16 protein-coding genes and 2 pseudogenes are annotated in these 18,313 nt (G+C 41.1%); 1 reads left to right on the top strand and 17 read right to left on the bottom strand.

Annotated features, from left to right (window positions below):
* Positions 1–662 precede the first annotated feature (662 nt).
* Positions 663–893 (bottom strand): HAD hydrolase-like protein, encoded by a 231-nt coding sequence (locus G9U52_RS40605; RefSeq protein WP_311764989.1) that lies wholly within the window; start codon positions 891–893, stop codon positions 663–665.
* 117 nt (positions 894–1,010) lie between these two features.
* Positions 1,011–1,145, bottom strand: coding sequence for a hypothetical protein (locus G9U52_RS41190; RefSeq protein WP_279538839.1), 135 nt, complete (start codon positions 1,143–1,145; stop codon positions 1,011–1,013).
* Between the two features lie 113 nt (positions 1,146–1,258).
* Here G9U52_RS41190 and G9U52_RS37195 point away from each other — a divergent pair.
* Positions 1,259–1,465, top strand: a pseudogene (locus tag G9U52_RS37195) (transposase domain-containing protein); the annotation flags it as partial.
* A gap of 109 nt (positions 1,466–1,574) precedes the next feature.
* Here G9U52_RS37195 and G9U52_RS37190 read toward each other — a convergent pair.
* The 15 genes and pseudogenes from G9U52_RS37190 to G9U52_RS37120 form a co-directional block, all read right to left on the bottom strand.
* Positions 1,575–2,228 (bottom strand): vWA domain-containing protein, encoded by a 654-nt coding sequence (locus tag G9U52_RS37190; protein WP_166157996.1) that lies wholly within the window; start codon positions 2,226–2,228, stop codon positions 1,575–1,577.
* Between the two features lie 79 nt (positions 2,229–2,307).
* On the bottom strand, positions 2,308–4,146 hold the full coding sequence (locus G9U52_RS37185; RefSeq protein WP_166157993.1) for a DUF262 domain-containing protein: 1,839 nt from the start codon (positions 4,144–4,146) through the stop codon (positions 2,308–2,310).
* On the bottom strand, positions 4,143–5,417 hold the full coding sequence (locus G9U52_RS37180; RefSeq protein WP_166157990.1) for a DUF262 domain-containing protein: 1,275 nt from the start codon (positions 5,415–5,417) through the stop codon (positions 4,143–4,145). Before G9U52_RS37180 ends, G9U52_RS37185 begins: the two co-directional genes overlap by 4 nt.
* A gap of 4 nt (positions 5,418–5,421) precedes the next feature.
* A complete protein-coding gene (locus tag G9U52_RS37175) occupies positions 5,422–6,429 on the bottom strand; it encodes a macro domain-containing protein (protein ID WP_166157987.1) in 1,008 nt (335 codons plus the stop codon).
* A 206-nt stretch (positions 6,430–6,635) separates the two neighbouring features.
* Positions 6,636–6,967, bottom strand: a pseudogene (locus tag G9U52_RS37170) (transposase domain-containing protein); the annotation flags it as partial.
* A gap of 218 nt (positions 6,968–7,185) precedes the next feature.
* Positions 7,186–7,623, bottom strand: a complete 438-nt coding sequence (locus tag G9U52_RS37165) for a hypothetical protein (RefSeq protein WP_166157984.1) — start codon at positions 7,621–7,623, stop codon at positions 7,186–7,188.
* A 428-nt stretch (positions 7,624–8,051) separates the two neighbouring features.
* The gene (locus G9U52_RS37160) at positions 8,052–8,258 is read right to left on the bottom strand and encodes a hypothetical protein (protein ID WP_166157981.1); all 207 of its coding nucleotides are present in this window, start codon (positions 8,256–8,258) and stop codon (positions 8,052–8,054) included.
* Positions 8,259–8,351: 93 nt separating this feature from the next.
* On the bottom strand, positions 8,352–9,014 hold the full coding sequence (locus G9U52_RS37155) for a hypothetical protein (RefSeq protein WP_166157978.1): 663 nt from the start codon (positions 9,012–9,014) through the stop codon (positions 8,352–8,354).
* 78 nt (positions 9,015–9,092) lie between these two features.
* Entirely contained in the window at positions 9,093–10,022 is a 930-nt protein-coding gene (locus G9U52_RS37150; RefSeq protein WP_166157975.1) for a CBASS oligonucleotide cyclase, read from the bottom strand.
* A gap of 13 nt (positions 10,023–10,035) precedes the next feature.
* Positions 10,036–11,019: a hypothetical protein gene (locus G9U52_RS37145; protein WP_166157972.1), complete on the bottom strand. Its 984-nt coding sequence runs from the start codon at positions 11,017–11,019 to the stop codon at positions 10,036–10,038.
* The gene (locus G9U52_RS37140; protein ID WP_166157969.1) at positions 10,994–11,572 is read right to left on the bottom strand and encodes a 7-cyano-7-deazaguanine synthase; all 579 of its coding nucleotides are present in this window, start codon (positions 11,570–11,572) and stop codon (positions 10,994–10,996) included. The genes G9U52_RS37145 and G9U52_RS37140 overlap by 26 nt, the downstream gene beginning before the upstream one ends.
* A gap of 3 nt (positions 11,573–11,575) precedes the next feature.
* A complete protein-coding gene (locus tag G9U52_RS37135) occupies positions 11,576–12,175 on the bottom strand; it encodes a hypothetical protein (RefSeq protein WP_166157966.1) in 600 nt (199 codons plus the stop codon).
* A gap of 74 nt (positions 12,176–12,249) precedes the next feature.
* Positions 12,250–15,387 carry a type I restriction endonuclease subunit R gene (locus tag G9U52_RS37130; protein ID WP_166157962.1) on the bottom strand — a complete coding sequence of 1,046 codons (3,138 nt, stop codon included), beginning with the start codon at positions 15,385–15,387 and terminating at the stop codon, positions 12,250–12,252.
* A 19-nt stretch (positions 15,388–15,406) separates the two neighbouring features.
* The gene (locus G9U52_RS37125; protein WP_166157959.1) at positions 15,407–16,798 is read right to left on the bottom strand and encodes a restriction endonuclease subunit S; all 1,392 of its coding nucleotides are present in this window, start codon (positions 16,796–16,798) and stop codon (positions 15,407–15,409) included.
* Positions 16,788–18,311 carry a class I SAM-dependent DNA methyltransferase gene (locus G9U52_RS37120; protein WP_166157956.1) on the bottom strand — a complete coding sequence of 508 codons (1,524 nt, stop codon included), beginning with the start codon at positions 18,309–18,311 and terminating at the stop codon, positions 16,788–16,790. Before G9U52_RS37120 ends, G9U52_RS37125 begins: the two co-directional genes overlap by 11 nt.
* Positions 18,312–18,313 lie beyond the last annotated feature (2 nt).

Raw genomic sequence — 18,313 nt, 5'->3', positions numbered from 1 at the left:
TCTTTCAGGAACAATTCGATTTTTCGGTAATGGCATTACGAAAACCTCCGTCAAAGTAGGTAGAGAATACTTCGACGAAGGCTAATGGAAATCCTTGTTAGTTAAATGGTCAGGCGTAGAAAAAAAATACCCTCATAGAATTTAAGGATAATCTTGATTAACTTAGTATTTGAAAAACCCAATTGTTACCACCGTATTTGCAAACAGATGGCATTACGTTCTCCAACTTAAGACTTTTGTTTATCTTTTAAACTACTTCTAGATATAGAAAATTAGAAACATCAAACGAATTTTAAACATCTCATTTTTAAATACTCCTAAATGTAGTATGGAGTTATCCTCCCCATGCAGGTTCCCCTTTAGAGCACCAGTCCCTGCGAGAAGTCGGGACGTTCACACTTTAATCCAACCCGGACATGCCGTGGTACCCAGCCAAGCTCCACGTTCCACGGGCATCACGTGAGTCCGCGCCGCCCGCACTGCTCTTCACTTTTAAAGTGAGTACGGGACACACTGGCGAATGCTCTCTCAGGTTACATTCAGGATAATGTCCTTTAGTTCAATAAGAGTCTGGATTCGATAGCTGGCCCGTGAGAAGTCATGTGTTTTTGTGAAGTCGTTATGGACAATAGCACAGTCGATACCAGCCGCCACGGCTGAGTTCAACCCTCTGTTTGATCTTTGGTAGCCCCGAAGCGCTTTAGGCCGGTCAAGTAGGGTTCCGGGTGCGGCTTGGTGCGCTCGTAGTCTTCGCGAACCAGGACGAATTCCATGAATGGTCTTATCTGGCGCTTTTCATGAATAAGTTGAAAATTCGCACGTTTTGCAGTCGTCACGATGGCCATGCGGACGTACTTTGACAGTTCGGCTAGAGTTTCAACTACGCCTTCAATTTCTATGGCTTCTGTTCTTAGATATTCCTGATAATAGACGTTGCGTTCCTCACGCTACTTGCTGAGGTCTGTTTCATCAATACCTGCCGCCCGAGCTTGGGACCAAGTGCCCAATGACTAGGTCATGTCGCGGAGGTATTGATCTTTATCCAAGGTAAATCCAATGTCAGCCAGAGCGCGTTCTCCCGCTTTGTAAGACCAGAATTCAGTATCAACCAGAACACCATCATGATCGAGTATGTACTTTTTCATTGTTTCGTTCTCCTTTGAAAGGGTTCAACCCATTTTCTTTTGCTGTTTCGATTATACTGTAGATGGTGGCGCTAGCATTCGCCCCACGCGGGGTATTGGAGAATAAGAAGTTTTTTGCGAATACGCCGAGCGGAGCCCAAGCCAGCGCAGCTATCTACAGTGTGATCGAGACCGCCAAGGAAAACGGGCTACATCCATTTCGGTACCTGATGTACTTGTTTGAGCAGTTGCCACAGATTCCTGATCTGCAAAAGCCTCGGGTATTGGAGCCGTTTATGCCGTGGTCACCACAACTTCCTGATTTTTGTCGCCTAAGTTAATCTATGTTCATCCTACGCCTGTTCCCATCTGACCGCTAGGTGGGGGCTATTTGATGCATACCACAGTATTATAATAGTTTTACTCCGTTCTCGGATACAAGTCTAAGATTCACTTCCGCCCTCCGCGTTTCTTATAATCCTTTTGGATTTCTTCGTTCCAGCCTTCTGGCATTGCGGAGCATTCGCGGAATGTTGCAACCGCTTCGCTCATCACACGAAAATTCAGTTCAACGCCTTCACTGTCTGCGTGGTAGTTCTGGACGCGGTCTGCAGAAATGCCAAAACGCCCGGCGGTTTCAACTGCGTCGATATTTGCTCCAAGGAAAATAAACTCCCACCCGTACTTTATCTTTTGACGTTCAATCTGTGCCTTGATCTTTTCTGCTGAGTATTCGCGGCTTGAGTTTTCTTCACCATCCGTAATGATGACGAACATCACCTTTTCAGCGCGGTAATCGTCGGAGGTATGCTTCTGTGCATTGCCGATTTTGTGTATCGTCCTGCCGATTGCGTCAAGGAGAGCGGTCGAGCCCCCAACACAGTATTCCTTTTCGGTAATCGTGCTGACCGCCTTAATGTCGATGCGGTCGTGGAGCAGTTCATAGTTGTTATCAAATAACACGGTAGTAATATGGCACTCTCCCTCGACAGCCTGTTGTTTGGCAAGCATTGAGTTATAACCACCGATGGTGTCTTTCTCCAAACCTCCCATCGAACCGCTTTTGTCAATTATTAAGACTAACTCAGTTAATCCCTTTTTCATTAAAATGTCCTCCTCAAGTTTTATTATGACTTAAGGATAACATTTCTAAAATGGTATAAGGTCGCTTGAGGAGCGACATTCAAACCAAGTCAAGTGCTGACCTTATTAAGTTTAACATCTCTTCTCCATGAGCGATTGCCACTTCTTCCGTCCATGCGTTGGCTTCGGTGGTTGAGTCAGCCATCCTCCTTAGTTTCAGGCTTTGTCTACCAATCCCATCGCGAAAATTCTCCTTTTTAGCAAGTGGCAGATTATTTGAAAACTTAGAGTTTAATCCGCTTGAAACCAGGCAGAGGTTTCCGAAATGATTCAGGTCTTGCTCGACCCATTTGACATTGCTGTCGATGGGATGCTGCGGATACCAATGTTCCACAGAATTTCGGAATTCAAATTGGAAATCCTGCTTCGATTTTTGCCACAACAAGTAATCCAAGTAATTGAACACAATGTGCGGAGTGATTAGTCCTGTGGAGAATTCGCGATCATTCATATATACACGCACTGCCGCTTTTGCGATGTATTCTAGCTTCTCAGAATGTTCGTTCGGGTCATAACCATCCATATCAAAATAAAGCCACGCAAGAAACTCTGTAGTCCAATGCATTACCAGCGGGGATGTATATGTTACTCTTAACATGGATTGTAACATTCGACTTGCGATGGAGTCATTAACATCCGCATAATACGCTTTTGGTTGCCTCTTAGCATATTTCTTGCTATTGCTCCAAGAAACCTTGAGTGTTTTTAGACTCCATCTTCCTTCCATATCATCGCCGTTAAACTCCCTTTTGAGCATAAAATTATCGAACAAAAATCTACATCTCAACAAGCATAGCCCGAAACGCTCAACCGATTCGCCGACGTGCTGGTTGCGAGGAAATACTGCTTCGAAATGCTGAATGAGTTTTTTGTCGTCAATCAGTTCTCCACTCCACACTTTTTTCGTGACCACTTCAGTTCCATTTTCCTCTAATTCAAAAAGCTTTAATACGTGCAAAAGAAAATGCCGAAATGTTAAAAAGCTCTCAAAACGTATATTGTCCTCATCTGATTTATCGAAGCGCGGTGTATTCGTTGATGTAACGTCTGCACTATCGGCAATCTCGCTTATTGAACGCATTGCCGTGCTGTCGGTTTTGCCGCTAACCAAATAATACTCATCAGAATCGTCGGGGTATAAATCCCAGTTTTCTCCAAAATAGTACCTTCTCTCGGCTACGTCAAAGTGCATTTGCACATAACCCGCCATATCACTGCAAGCGTCCCATATTCGAGCAAAAGCATCCCTTTTCTTACCATCGGTAATCATCTCTATCAATCTGGACTTTACGATATCTTGCTGCTCCAGTTGCTCTCCACGATTGTTCATTATTTCAAAATATTTGTTCAGGTCGGTGTTTTGCGGGACGATTACTCTCAAAAGGCGGACCTTTTCCAATCTCCGCTTTAATTCGTCAGTTTTAAGAGTTCTTGACGAACCCTCAACGTTACCGAGAATCTTCTTTGATACGACATCAAAACCTGACAGTATACCGCTATCGGCATTTTGACGCCAGCTGATCTCATCAATGTTTGTCAACCTCGCCAGTGTATTATCGGACTTTGGGCGGTATTCGAAAGAGACAGCATCTCCCTCGAACTGAATACCCAGTGCGGTCAGCAAAAGGTATAGAGCCGTCAACCGCTGCTGACCATCGATAACCTCAAACTTGCCGTCTTTGCGCTCGAACACAATGAGGTTACCAAGATAGTAGTTGTCCGTTTCGAAGTTTAGTATATCATCAATCAACTGCTCAATTTCTTTAACTTCCCATGCGAACGCCCTTTGATAAAGCGGTATTAAGTACTTATTCTCGCTGAAAATATTCTTGCCTCCCGCGAAAATGATTTTGATGTTGCGAACGTTGTTCGCCATCATTCAACACCTCCCGGCAAACCCATTATTTTCTGCACTTCGTTTAAAAGAAAGTTTTTATCGTCGTTGCTGGGAGAATATCTTATGTCTTCCGAAGACAACATAGGAATCATTATTCTTAATACATCCGACTCCTTCATACACTTTTGCAACAAATAGAATATTGGTATAGTTTCTTTGTCACCCACTTTTTCGCCAATTGCGTAATTTCGCACTGTATCAAAGCCTAACTTCTGCATTTGCAAGCGAACCATAAAAGCCCAAGCGTACAACCGTTTGATAACGCGGTCGTCAAAATTCCTGAATCTATCGCAGTAGTACAGCACGACACAAAAAAACAGTTGTTTGGCATAAGAGAATCCAACGCCTGCCCCATCCAGGAACAGGTCAAGTTCAGCCTTTGAAACAGCGGCCTTAACATCCGAAAGCAAATTCAGGTAATGCTCTACGTATTCAAAAAAGTTTTTGCCTGATACAAAGGTCTGGTCAATTTGAAATATCGGCATCGCCTTAACCGTTCGCATGGCATAGTAGTATTGTAAATCGAAGCTAACGCCTTTGAATTCGTCAATATCGGCGGATGTGAACCTATGTCCTTTATCTTTTTCAATCCAATGTTTAATGGGGAACAGGTAATTTTTAAACAGAATAAGAATTTCTTTTTGGTCTGTTCCTTCCCATTTTTCTACCGTGTGTTTCATTTCATTTGGGTGATCGCGCATTTCCCGCAAATGAAACGCTTTTAACAAGTCATGAGGATCCAAGGCCCTGCCACGCGTATTCTGCGAGTCAAAAAGTTGGAATGCTTCGGGGAGACTTTTCGTGGCGACAACTACAAACTCTAAAACACTCGATACCGCTTCAATAAAACGCTTTTTTTCAGTTGGGTTTTTCTCTGCAAAATATGTCCTAATTGCCAAGAAATTATGTCTGATATTCTCTTCTGATACTTTGGAAGAGAGTTTTGTCTCTAATACTGACACATTACCTGATGCATCCAAAGCCTTGCAAATAAGAGCCAGCGTAATAATTCGCTGTTGCCCATCAACGATATTAAACACTCCGTTGGTTCCATCGTTGTGGAGAATAATTGTCCCAACGCGATACTTGAAATCAGGATATTTGTTAGTCTGATCTATTGCAAATTCAAGGTCATCCAGAAGAGCGGACACATTTTTGACACTCCACTTATAGGGACGCTGATAGTTAGGCAAATGAAGGTTTTTCAGTTGAAGAACCACATCAACTGATACAATTTCAGGATGTTCAAACAACTCTTCACCCTCCTAATAGTGGCTGGTCATAGCTGAACAGCACTTCGTTAATCTCGAAAATGTCGTATTTGCAGCTCTTAATAAAATATTGAATAATAACGTCAAACTTCTGGCTTCTGGAGAGAGCATACCCCGCTCGCTCCAAAAGGTCGTCCGTTTCATCAAGCGACAACTCCAGGGCCACAGCAAGGGCTATGGCGGTACGCTTGCTTGGCATATAACCCTTGTTGTTTCGGATTTTTGAGAACAGCTTACGGTCGAGGTTCGCCCGTTTATAAACCTCAACATCCGTCATGCCCTTTGAGTCAATCAGTCGCAAAAGTGTCTGGGCGAACGGCTCGTCAAGATCACCGACCAAATCCTCAAGCCCGGTCTTCATCTCTTCGAAGATTATAGATTTTGGAGCATCAACCGCGGCAATCTGTAAAGCGTCCATTTCGACCTGTAACAACTGATTGTGGCGGCGCGTATCAACATAGTCGTCTATGTAGTTTTCGTCTATAAATGCCTTGACCTCACCGAGTAGTTTCATGCTCACATCAACTGCAGCCTTGTCGAACATCACAAGCGATACTTCAATATCGTGGTCGGCAAGGAAGTCCTGAATTGCAGAGGTAGCAACACGGAGAGCTTCCGCTTTCGGGTAACCATAGATACCGCTTGATATCAGCGGGAAAGCAATGCTCTCACAACTGTTTTCCACGGCGCGTTTTAGGGAATTGGTATAACAAGAACGGAGTAGTCCCTCTTCGCAGTGCTTACCATCACTGTAGACGGGTCCCGCCGTATGGATAACATACTTCGCCAGAAGCCGAAACCCTGGAGTAATAACAGCTTCACCAGTCTGAATCGGAGTGAGTTTATCACAAGCAACTTGAAGTTCGGATGCTCCCGCGGCTTTGAATATGGCTCCGCAGACGCCGCCTCCCATCTGGAGCGTCGTATTCGCCGCATTGACGATAGCATCGACTTTTATTTTCGTAATGTCCTGTCTAACTATGGTAAATGGCATATTTTTAAATACCTCTAATGAATTTGATTATCAGTCAGTGATGATTAATGTTTATTACTCGGAAGACGTTGAGATACGCCAGAATCTTCCAGTACCTTTTTTTGCCGGATCAATTAATTTTCGACCTTTCCAATAACAACACCACTGATCATCTCACTGAATGATCTGTTTCAGTCAGATGGGAACGGGCGTATGATGAACATAGATTAACTTAGGCGACAAAAATCCGGAAGTTGTGGTGACCACGGCATAAACGGCTCCAATACCCGAGGCTTTTGCAGATCAGGAATCTGTGGCAACTGCTCAAACAAGTACATCAGGTACCGAAATGGATGTAGCCCGTTTTCCTTGGCGGTCTCGATCACACTGTAGATAGCTGCGCTGGCTTGGGTTCCGCTCGGCGTATTCGCAAAAAGCCAATTTTTTCGTTTATGTGCTTAAGCACATGGTTTCTTCCGATCACAAAAGGCTTAATGGAGCGTTCGCTGCGGTTGTTATCCAGCTCTAAACGCCCATCCTGCAAAAACGCTACAAGCTTGTGTTGTTAGATGAAAATAAAGTATTAGACTGGAGTTGTTGATTTGGCGCGGTTTCTAAGTTGAAAAATCGTCAGCTTTTGAAAAATAAGTTTTAGACTGAACTGAGCTGCAATAAACATTCTGTTCAAAAATTGAAAAATTAAGTATTAGACTAAACTTAACTTACTGACTTATCTAGTTTCCGATCATACGTTCTATGTAGGTAAAGTATGTAAGTCTATAGCTCAATGGAGCAGCTTACTAATTCATTCATGTAGTAAGCCTCGAACTCTTCCCAGTCCCTGTCATGTGATATTAATCCGAAGTCGAAAATATGAATTAGGCAAGTATTTGTATTGAATATCTCATTTAATTCATCTAACGTATAAGGATCATATTCCTCTCTAGATAGCCCATGAGTATCCAAATGCCGTAAGAAATAATGAATACTAGAAGGGTTACCAAAAGGGTTATGTATATATGCTAGTAAGCAAGTCTTAATCCCCTTATAAAAAATAGGTTGGTGCTCGATTTTCTTTCGTCCATATAATTGTTTTAGCTCCTGCTTTATTTTCATTAAGCTTTTTTTACTTCTTAATATTGAAACTTGGTTATCATTTTTATACAAAAAATTATTGTTTGGTATAGAATACTCGTTATAGTTGCCAACTAGCAATTTCTAACCCCCTATGTCACATGAGTCAATCAATTCATTTTTGACTCCTATCTTTCAACAGTCTAATTGAAAAGTTAAACCATTTTTCAACAAGAAGACGTTAAAAGTTCTTTTAAAAAAAGCGACCTCATTTCTGTCACCCTACTCTGCACTCCCAAGATTTCTTGTGCCAATTACATAAACCTTAGTTTATTGGGCTATATAAAATAACTTCCTCTTTTCACATCTACAAAAAACACTTCATTGTTATTAAACACCACATATCGAGCTTTTTCGCGACTGAATAGCCCTTTTGGTTATATTCTCTGACTGCAAATGGGAATTTCCCAACACGTTCATCTCCAAGCATCGAGCGAATTAAGTTGTTGTTTTCGAAAAACTTTGATTGTTTTGCCGCAAGATTATAGTGCTTTATAAAATTGTATCTTTTACACCAAAAATATTGGGAATTCCCAATACTCTACCCAACCGTTGTAAGTTAATATATCTGGTCCCTTCCAAGCCAAGACTGCGTCTGGGATAGACTGGTCGTAAATACAATAAAATAAATCCCGATAATGTGGAATTATCATTTGTTCTATCATAAATTTACTTGTATCAGTCTCAAGAGCGAAGACCTCATTTAACTCAATCATAGGACTTTTACCTCCAACACATCAAGCTTCGATATTCCGTAAAACAATAGGAAAACCGAGCTTCCTGTTACCTACATTAAGCCTCAGCGATTGTCAGCCTTCATAAGCGATGTCGGATTCATCATCAACTTCTATGTCGGCACCCAAATTTAGATATTCAAATACTGTATCTTCGAGATTATACAATTCAGCTGACGTATCAGAATAACCACCAGCTTCAACTAACCAGCTACGTAGTGAATAGCTGTCACTACCTATTCCGGCATCACACGTTGAACCGCCGCGTGATACTCCGAAAGATTCTTCAGATATTTCAAAACTAAAATAAACTATTTCACTAAACTGATCATCACCTGCTTCGTAGTTCACACTAAAGATGCATTTTGCTCCTTTTGTTATTTGTGGAAGTCTTTCTACTGCATATAATGCGTTACCCAACCCCAATATTTGCTTTGCCGTTATCTTTGGATGCTTTAACATTTGACGTATTATATTCATTACAATATTAATGACGTAATAATCTTCATCCTTTAAAATAAACCCAACTATAGAATCAATATCTAAGGACTCGTATATTTCCAGTGCTTCATCCTCATCAATAACTGGAACTTGCAAGTTTATTCCAGAACCTGATTCATAATCTACCCATACTGTTCTCCATGGAATATGAGGGGTAGAACATTGCAAATGTTCCAATAATTTATCTAATTTATAACCATCAGATTTATTAAAACTATCGATAGTTTCCCATCCCATAGAAAATCACCGCTTCTCTTTAAAGTTTTGGATCATTTCATTCCAACATCAATAAAATGTAGTGGAGTCAACTTCAGACTAGTCCCCGAGTATCTCCTTCCAAGAACTCAAAGAATTTGTACTGTTCGCAGCCTCAACCTTTTTTAGAATTTGCTTAAATGTAATGCTTGCTCTTTGCCTGTCTACACTATTAGCTGTCCCTAGGTAATTATCTACATGTACCGATTGTCCTGTACTATCAGCAATTGGTTTTAGAACTGCTCTTTCGGCATGACGACAGAAGTGTCCCACCATATCCTTGTACGTCCTAGGAACCGATGCAGTTCGCTTAAAGGCATCAATTGCAAGTGACTCTATATGATATCCCGAAAGTTGTTTATGAGAGGGTAAACAAGAATTAATTTTTTTCATTAGCTTAATTAGAGGAACTACTTTGTTCCCATTGGCTTGATTAACAGCAGTTAGCTTCTCAGCAAACTTATGTGGTTTAATTACATTGCTCCATCTATTCTCATCAGAGCGAGCGATTCTGTAGCCTGTTTCCGTCTTTATGCTAGGTAGCAGCTGTAATTCATGTCCTGATGTAAATTTCACTGTAACTGCCAAGGCTCCTGTTTTAACTTCTGTATTTGGGAGTCGCTTCTTAACTTGATCCCTAAAAGATTTCAACACTTCATCAGGCTTTGCGTTAGCCAACCCATGATTATTTATTAGTACAAGCATATCAACATCACTTAAACCATTTAAATAAGTACTCTTAACAACAGAACCCCCAAATTTAAGATCAACAAATCCTTCAAAATCCTTATTTAATGCATCGTGTAATGTTTGTAAGTGTCGATTAATTCCTTCAATATCTCTGCTGTTGATTTCTGTAAACAATTCTTTGATGTATTGATTAACATCAGATTCAAACTTCTCTTTTTCAATTCTATCGGTGCGTTCTTTTTCTAACTCACGAAGCGTTTTGCTTGGGATACTGTAACCACCACCACCACTACTACCCATACTGTATCCTCCTCTACTCATTGTCACTCAAACCTTCTATTCTTTCAAAAATTCGATTTAATTGTTCGAAGTCCTCTTTTTTTATCCCCAAGCAGCTCCAATCCGAAGATTCAGTAAATTTTACTAGTCGGTCTTTGAGTTGAGATAACTCCTCAAGATTCTCAGCATAACCAATTACTTTGACTTCAGTGTCATATTTGTCCCATAGACCACTACTAATAGCATGATGATTCATATAAGTGGGTGTACCATTCTTAACGGAAAATCTAAGCCATGATAAACCGTCAAAAATATCTGCTCCACAGAGGTAATACAAAATAACTGATAAAGGATCCAAACAGCCGAAAATATGAATTGGTGTTTCTAAACCAGCAACAGTCAGTGCTTTTCTAATCCTATAGACGCTATTAGCCCTCTCAAGAATAGAGTGACCCAGCTCTTTCTCTGTGAAACCTAATACATCAAATACAAAGAACGCTGCTGATTTGTGAATTACGTCATTCACATTTATTATTGCTTCATCACTTGAGATTGGTTTACATAAAAAATCTGTTGCAAATTCCGGGAATTTTTCAAAAGTTGCTTTTGCTCTAGCCATTTGCTCTTTCAAAGGAAAGCATTCCACATAATCAAAATTAACAAGTAAAATATCAGTTATTGGTTTTAATTTTTTTACCTGTTGTTCGTAAAGGGTCTCGTTCCATTCCTTTGGAAAATACAAACTACCATAAATATCTGAAATATCATGTTCTTGATTTCTCTCATAACCACCACTATCTACAATGAGAATATCTGATTCATAAATTTCATCGCCATTTAAATATCCATAATGCAAATCATATGTACTCACAAGGGATGCTGCAGTAAGTTTAAATTTTAGATAGTTATGCAATTCCTGAATTTGAGGAAATCCTTTACTTGAAAACGATGGAATAAGAACTGGTGTAAAGATTTCATACTTCTTAATACACCTAATCTTTCCCTGGTGATTTTTCATTTAGCATTCTCCTATCGATACACGATCTACATAAATTACACGGCTCTTGTTCTCCTATTTCACAACTGTATGTTAGCTGAACAGGCATTTTCTCTTGTAAAGCATAATCAAATATTTGTACTTTCGTATAATCAAGGAAGGGAGTGGTTACCCTTATTACTCCCCCGAAGTAACCATTAAGCAACGTCTGAGTATCTGTTACAAAAGCTGAAGTTGAATCGTAATAGGGCGTCCCAGAATGAATCCCTAATGAGATAAGGGATGTCGATTCTCCAAGAAAGCTACATGCTGCCAAAACAAAAAGTGCATTACGACAGTAGAACTCACCTTCGTAATTATTTATTTTAAAACCTAATGTTTCTCTGCTAAGCTGAATATCGTAATATTTGCTAATCGCTTTCGCAGATTGAAATTCTCGTTCAGAATTTTGTTGTCCGTAATCAAAATATATTGCCGTGACTTTATCTCCTTGTAAGAGATGGTAATGAACTAAGCACGACGAATCCAGCCCTCCACTCAATAAAACCAATACAGGATAACTTCTATCGCTCATCCCTTATCTGTCCCCACTGACACTATCGTCAGAGCCACTGAATTGTTTGGCTTTCATCTTCAACCGATAGAACAATGTGCTCATGTGGGGCGTTGTTTCTAGTTTTTTGCTAATTTCTATCTTAATTATCAGACGTTGTTTTTCTTTAATAAATATTTTTTCAGGAATGGTTGGAGCATTTTCATGAATCGTACTATATTCATTCTTTAATTTTTCAACGTCCTCTTTTAATATCTCTTCGAGAGCTTCTACTACGCTAGCGGAACGAATAAATGAAGTTAATTGCTTTCCAATGGTCTCGTGTGATACAGCTTTCTCACCTAAGCGAAAATACTCTTCTAATATCGAAATTATGAATACACATCCAGCAACTAATCCGATAAATAATTTATATTCTCCATCCTTAAGAAATGGAACCCACGGGATAAATGTACTGTATTCCGCAAATGTTAGAATTGCTGTAGCCGAAGAACCTATCAAAACCAAAGCGTGTAGAGCCTTATTCAGAAGGTTTGCACTATTAGATATACTAAAATGCATTTGTCTATTTTGTTCAGCCTTCTTTTTAAATTGCTTTACTTCATTGATTAATTGTTGTGACAACTTCAACACTCCTAATGATTTATAAAAAAATAGACGTAGCATATCTTCTTTAAGATGCTACGTCGTGATGTCATTTAATATCGAAATTCTTCCGTCTCGCCCTGTGCCATCAATTCAGCTTGTTGAAGTACAAGGTCTATCGCCATCTTCTCAAGATCCGGCGGATAACCATATTTCTTCAATAATCGTTTAACTGTTATCCGCATTTGAGCCCTGACATTCTCGCGTAGTGTCCAGTCCACCTTTATATTGCTCTTAATGGCCTGTGTCAGCTCATGGGCAATTTGCTTTAACACCAGATCGCCCATTAATTCCTTTGCAGTTTCGTTAGAAGCAAGTGCGTCGTAAAAGGCAACTTCTTCTTTAACAAGCCCAAGATCCTCGCCGCGCTTAACGGCAGCGTTCATCTCTTTGGCCATCTGGATCAACTCTTCAATGACCTGTGTGGTCTCGATTGTACGGTTGTTGTATTTACGAACAGCTTCCTCCAACATCTCGGAGAACTTCTTCGACTGAATAATACTGATTCTCGAAACAGCCTTTACCTTACCTTGAAGCAGCCTTCTCAACAACTCTACCGCAAGGTTTTTCTGCTTCATCCCTCTTACATGCTCCAGGAATTCATTCGACAAAATCGCAATGTTTGGCTTCTGCAACCCGACTGCTTCGAGAATATCAATGACTTCGTCTGACATTATCGACTTGGAGATCAATTGATTTAACTCAGCATCCAACTCATTCGTCGTTTTCTTCTTGTTTTCCGTCGTGATGATTTTGACAATTCCCGACTTGACAGCCTTAAAAAAGCTAATTTCCAAGTTAACTTGCTCTGCAGCCTCTGTAGTTGCGCAAAGAGCATAAGCTTTCGACAACTCCGTTGTCCAATTCACAAAATTACGTTTCCCATGATCCCCGAGTCCAAGTACATAGTCCACAGTTTCAACGATCGCCTTCATCCGTTCAGAAGCTTTCTCTGAAGCAAATCTTGTAAAGTCGTGTCCATGCAACAGTTCCCGAATGAGCTGAAGCTTCTCCAACATGAAGTCGACTGCTAGATCCGTATCGATCCCTGCAGTCTTGCGATCATTTTCCGTGTATCGTTGGAGTGCCGCTTTCAACATATCCGCAATACCAATATAGTCCACGATCAATCCGCCTGGCTTGTCACGGAACACCCGATTCACTCGGGCAATTGCCTGCATGAGATTATGCCCCTTCATGGGCTTATCAATGTACATCGTGTTCATACTTGGCACGTCAAACCCCGTCAACCACATGTCACGGACAATTACGATCTCAAGAGGATCATTTACGTCTTTCATCCGTTTAGCCAGATGCTCCCTACGCCGCTTTGTCCCAATAAAAGGTTGCCATTCCGCTGGGTCGCTGGAAGTTCCAGTCATAACAATTTTAATTTTTCCCTCATTGTCGTCATCACTGTGCCAATCCGGTCGAATCGTGATGATTTCTTTATACAAATCGATTGCAATACGACGCGACATAACAACGATCATTGCTTTACCATACATAGCACCTTGACGTTGCTCATAATGATTGACCATGTCCTTTGCCACTTCTTTGATCCGTTTCTCCGAACCAGCCAACGCTTCCAAACGCGCCCATCTGGACTTCAGCTTTTCTTGCTGCGTATACTCTTGATACTCCGTAATTTCTTCGTATTCATTATCGATAATGGGTCGTTCTGTATCAGATAACTCTAACCGCGCAATTCGGCTTTCATAGTAAATTTTAACGGTTGTTCCATCTTCTACGGCTCGGGTCATGTCATACACATCGATATAATCACCGAAGACTGCAGGCGTATTCTTATCGGTCAATTCAACCGGTGTTCCTGTATAGCCAATGTAGGAGGCGTTCGGCAAAGCATCGCGCATGTATTTGGCATAACCGTACTTAATGTTTGCCTCATCTTCCCCTATAACCATCTCCGCCTGAAATCCGTATTGACTGCGATGAGCCTCGTCTGCGATAACGATAACGTTCCGGCGATCAGTAAGTATAGGATAATTTGAATCGACATCTTCAGGTGAAAATTTATGAACCGTTGTGAAAATGATTCCACCCGATTCCACCGCCAATAACTGTTGTAGATGTGTGCGATTTTCGGCTTGCTGTGGGGTTTGACGAAGCAAGTCCTTCGACTTGCTGAACGTAGAATATAATTGATCGTCCAAATCATTGCGATCAGTTACAACAACAATAGTCGGATTATCCAACGTCAGCACCAGCTTTCCAGCATAGAAGACCATTAAAAGACTTTTACCGGAGCCTTGCGTGTGCCAGATGACACCTATTTTCCGATCTCCTTCCTCCATCGTCGCTCTCTCCGTACAGCCTATCGCTTTGTTGGTGGCATGGTACTGATGATACCCCGCTAATATTTTGAAAAGATGTTCTCCATCCGTCTGAAACAACACAAAATGCTTGATAATATCCAAAAACCTGCTCTTGTCGAACATTCCCTTGATCAACACTTCGAGCTGGGGGAGAGATGAGGAGGCAACACCTTCACCGTCGATAGTCCGCCACATCATGAACCGTTCTTCATCCGCCGTCAAGGTTCCTACCCGAGCATTAACACCATCACTGATAACTAAGAATGAATTATAGGTAAAAAGAGATGAGATCGCTTTTTTATATGTTTGCACCTGATTATATGCGTCACTAATTCCCACTTCTTCGTTGGAGGCACTTTTTAGCTCCAAAACCGCAATCGGAAGACCATTAACAAAAACTACCACATCCGGTCGTTTATCCTTTTGATTCTCGATGACCGTAAATTGATTGACGACCAAAAAGTCGTTATTGTCTACTCGGTCAGGATCAGTATCGAACAGCCAAACCTTTTCTGTAGGATAGTCTCCGTTAGTCGCCCGATACTGTACGTCAATTCCATCGGTAATCATTTTCTGAAAGGCTTTATTATTGATCATCAAGCTCGGGCTGCGAGGCGTTTCAATAATACGGATCGCTTCCTCGATCGCTTCCCGCGGCAGTTGCTTGTTGATACGTATCAGAGCCTCGCGAAGCCGGTCTTTCAGAATAACATCCTGATAATGCGACCTTTCCGGATATTCACCCTCTGGCGAGATTTCTGGACCATAAGCTTTGTTATAATTCAGTTCTTCAAACCATTCTAGCGCGGCCTGCTCCAAGTCGCTCTCTGTGTAGGATGTGGTGTACTGGACCATCGATGCACCTCCCTCTTGCTTAGTTATTGGTATTGTATTTCTCATTTCTTTCTGCAACCATTGGCAGTTCACCAGCCTGTGTATATTCTCTCTCCACAGGTATTCGAATTTCACCTGACATGAGTTTGGGAAGAAACGTATCTCGGATATTTGATAAAGTTTGATTTTCATTTGTATTGTTTAATATTGATAAGAATATACCCTCAACTATATCTTCGAATTGCTTCACTAAATCAATATTGGGTATTATCGTTTTCAAATTTTGAAATGTAGACACTGTTATTGCATCAAATACTGCTCCAGTAGCACTTTTTCTGATTGTATTAATTAATTGTTGAGTTTGGAGGAAAATATATTTCTGAGTAAATCCATTTTTTGAAATTAATGCATAGCAGGATTGATTCATTGCCATATCTCTGCCTGCAATTGAAAGTTTACCTACTGTACCCCTTGCGGTAATAAATACCGTACCATTTTTATATAACTTACTGTTACATTTTGACAAACCTTCTTCGGTAATGTTCTTCTCTGTATCAATCACATAGAAAGAATTGGTACTATCTTTTGGAGTGAAAAATGGAATTTTACCATTCCAATACTCAGAGTTACCCGTTTTAGGAGTTCCCCCGCTTTGAACGTCGAATATGTCCGTTACTGTTCCAATCTTCCAATCATTAGGGATCAACCCCAATTCACTTTCCTCAAACTCACCACCATTGGACTTATACTGTTCTCCATTTTCATTCGGAAACTCAAAATCCACAAACCATCTTTTAAAAAGGGCTTGAGCCATTTCTTTAAGGTTTTTGTTAATATTAATATTGAGTTCGATTTTGTCATCCAATGAGGATAAAATCGAACTAATTACTTTCTGTTCCTTCAGACTAGGAACAATAACTGGGAACTTTTTCAAACTCGTAAAGTTAAATACTGGCTGAACCGAAGAGGTAGAGTGTTGCTTGATGGTGTTCTGTATTATTGGATTTGAAAAATAATAATAAATATACTTTAAAGAATATAATTCCTCATCAACATTTATTTTCATCATATTTGTGGATAAAACAAACTCATCTTTACCCTCGATCTTGGGTAATATTGCACAGCCCCCAATCGTGCCCACTTTTGGGAAAACCAAATCACCCATTCTGCACAAATGTTTCTTCAGCTCATCTTTTTTCTCAGATGATACATATAAAGTATTATTCCATTCGAATCTATTGTTTTGTATATTTCTCCCTTGAACAACAGGCACTCCACTATCTGTGTAATCTTTTGATTTCAAATTAGTTCCAAATGGTGCATCACCCATTTGCGAACTTATCGCCTGAACAGTCGTCGTTCTCCAACCCTGTGGTAGCATTTCGATGCCTACCTCACTTATTGAACTTAATAGCTCGTTGCTAAAAATCAAACCCAATCCCCCCAAGCCGCTTGCGAATCTCGCCTTCCAAATGTCGGGATTTTGAAAATTGCTCTGCTAATTCTGTCGTCAGCCGAACCATTTTATCCTCAAACGGTTCGCTATCTTCCTCGACATCTTCAATTCCAACATACCGACCAGGTGTTAAAATATATTCGTGTTCTTGGACTTCTGCAAGTTTCGCCACTTTGCAGAAACCTTTAACATCCTCATAAACTCCCGCTTCATCTTGCCCACGCCAAGCATGGTAAGTATCTGTGATTTTTTTGATATCATCTGAGCCTAACTCTTTGTGAGTCCTATCAACCATTTGACCGATTTTACGAGCATCGATAAACAATATTTCGCCGCGACGATCGCGCAATCCTTTTGAGGTTTTATTCTTGGTCATAAACCAGAGACAAACAGGAATTTGCGTCGAATAGAACAACTGCCCCGGCAAAGTGACGATGCAATCAACCAAATCGGCATTGACTAGTTTACTGCGAATCTCGTACTCTGCTGTTGTGCTCGTGGACATCGATCCATTTGCCAATACGAAGCCAGCCACACCACTTGGAGCAAGTTTGTTCACCATGTGCTGAATCCAAGCGTAGTTGGCATTCCCAGTAGGCGGAGTTCCATACGCCCAACGAGCGTCCTCTATTAGTCTACCACCACCCCAATCACTAATATTAAATGGGGGATTCGCTAGTATGTAATCCGCCTTCAAGCTTTTGTGTAAGTCGTTATGAAATGTATCCGCATGATGCTCACCCAAGTTGCTGTCGAGCCCACGAATTGCCAAGTTCATCTTGCACAGCTTCCAAGTGGTCGGGTTCGACTCCTGACCATATACCGCGATATCGCCCAGCCTACCCTGATGTTCCTCTACAAATTTCTCGCTTTGTACGAACATCCCGCCTGAACCACAGCAGGGGTCATAAACACGACCTTTGAACGGCTCAATCATGGCTACCAATAGCTGGACTACGCTGTTTGGGGTGTAAAACTCGCCACCATTCTTACCCTCCGCGCTTGCGAACTTGCTTAGGAAGTATTCGTATACTCGACCGAGCACGTCTTTGGAACGACTCTCTTCATCGCCGACTTTGAACGAGAACAAGTCAATGACTTCACCGAGCCGGGTTTTATCGAGTGATGGTCTCGCGTAATCCTTAGGCAAAACACCTTTGAGTGATGGGTTTTCCTTCTCTATGTCGACCATAGCTTGATCGATAATTTGCCCGATTTCCGGTTTTTTGGCATTACTTTTGATGTTTTTCCAGCGCGCATCCTTCGGTACCCAGAAGATATTTGCCGCGATGTATTCGTCCCGGTCTTCGGGATCTGCATAGGGTTCATTTTTAAGAGTCTCAAATTTCTCTTCAAATGCATCCGATACATATTTAAGGAATAGCAAGCCAAGTGCCACATGCTTATATTCCGCCGAATCCATACTGCCGCGCAACTTGTCAGCCATGCTCCATAATTTCTCTTCAAACCCTATGTTAGCTGTTGCCATTT

The sequence above is a fragment of the Paenibacillus agricola genome (assembly GCF_011440305.1).
In the GTDB taxonomy this organism is placed as follows: Bacteria; Bacillota; Bacilli; order Paenibacillales; family NBRC-103111; genus Paenibacillus_S; species Paenibacillus_S agricola.
Note: the sequence above shows the minus strand (reverse complement) of the source record. Positions and strands in the feature narration are given on the sequence as shown.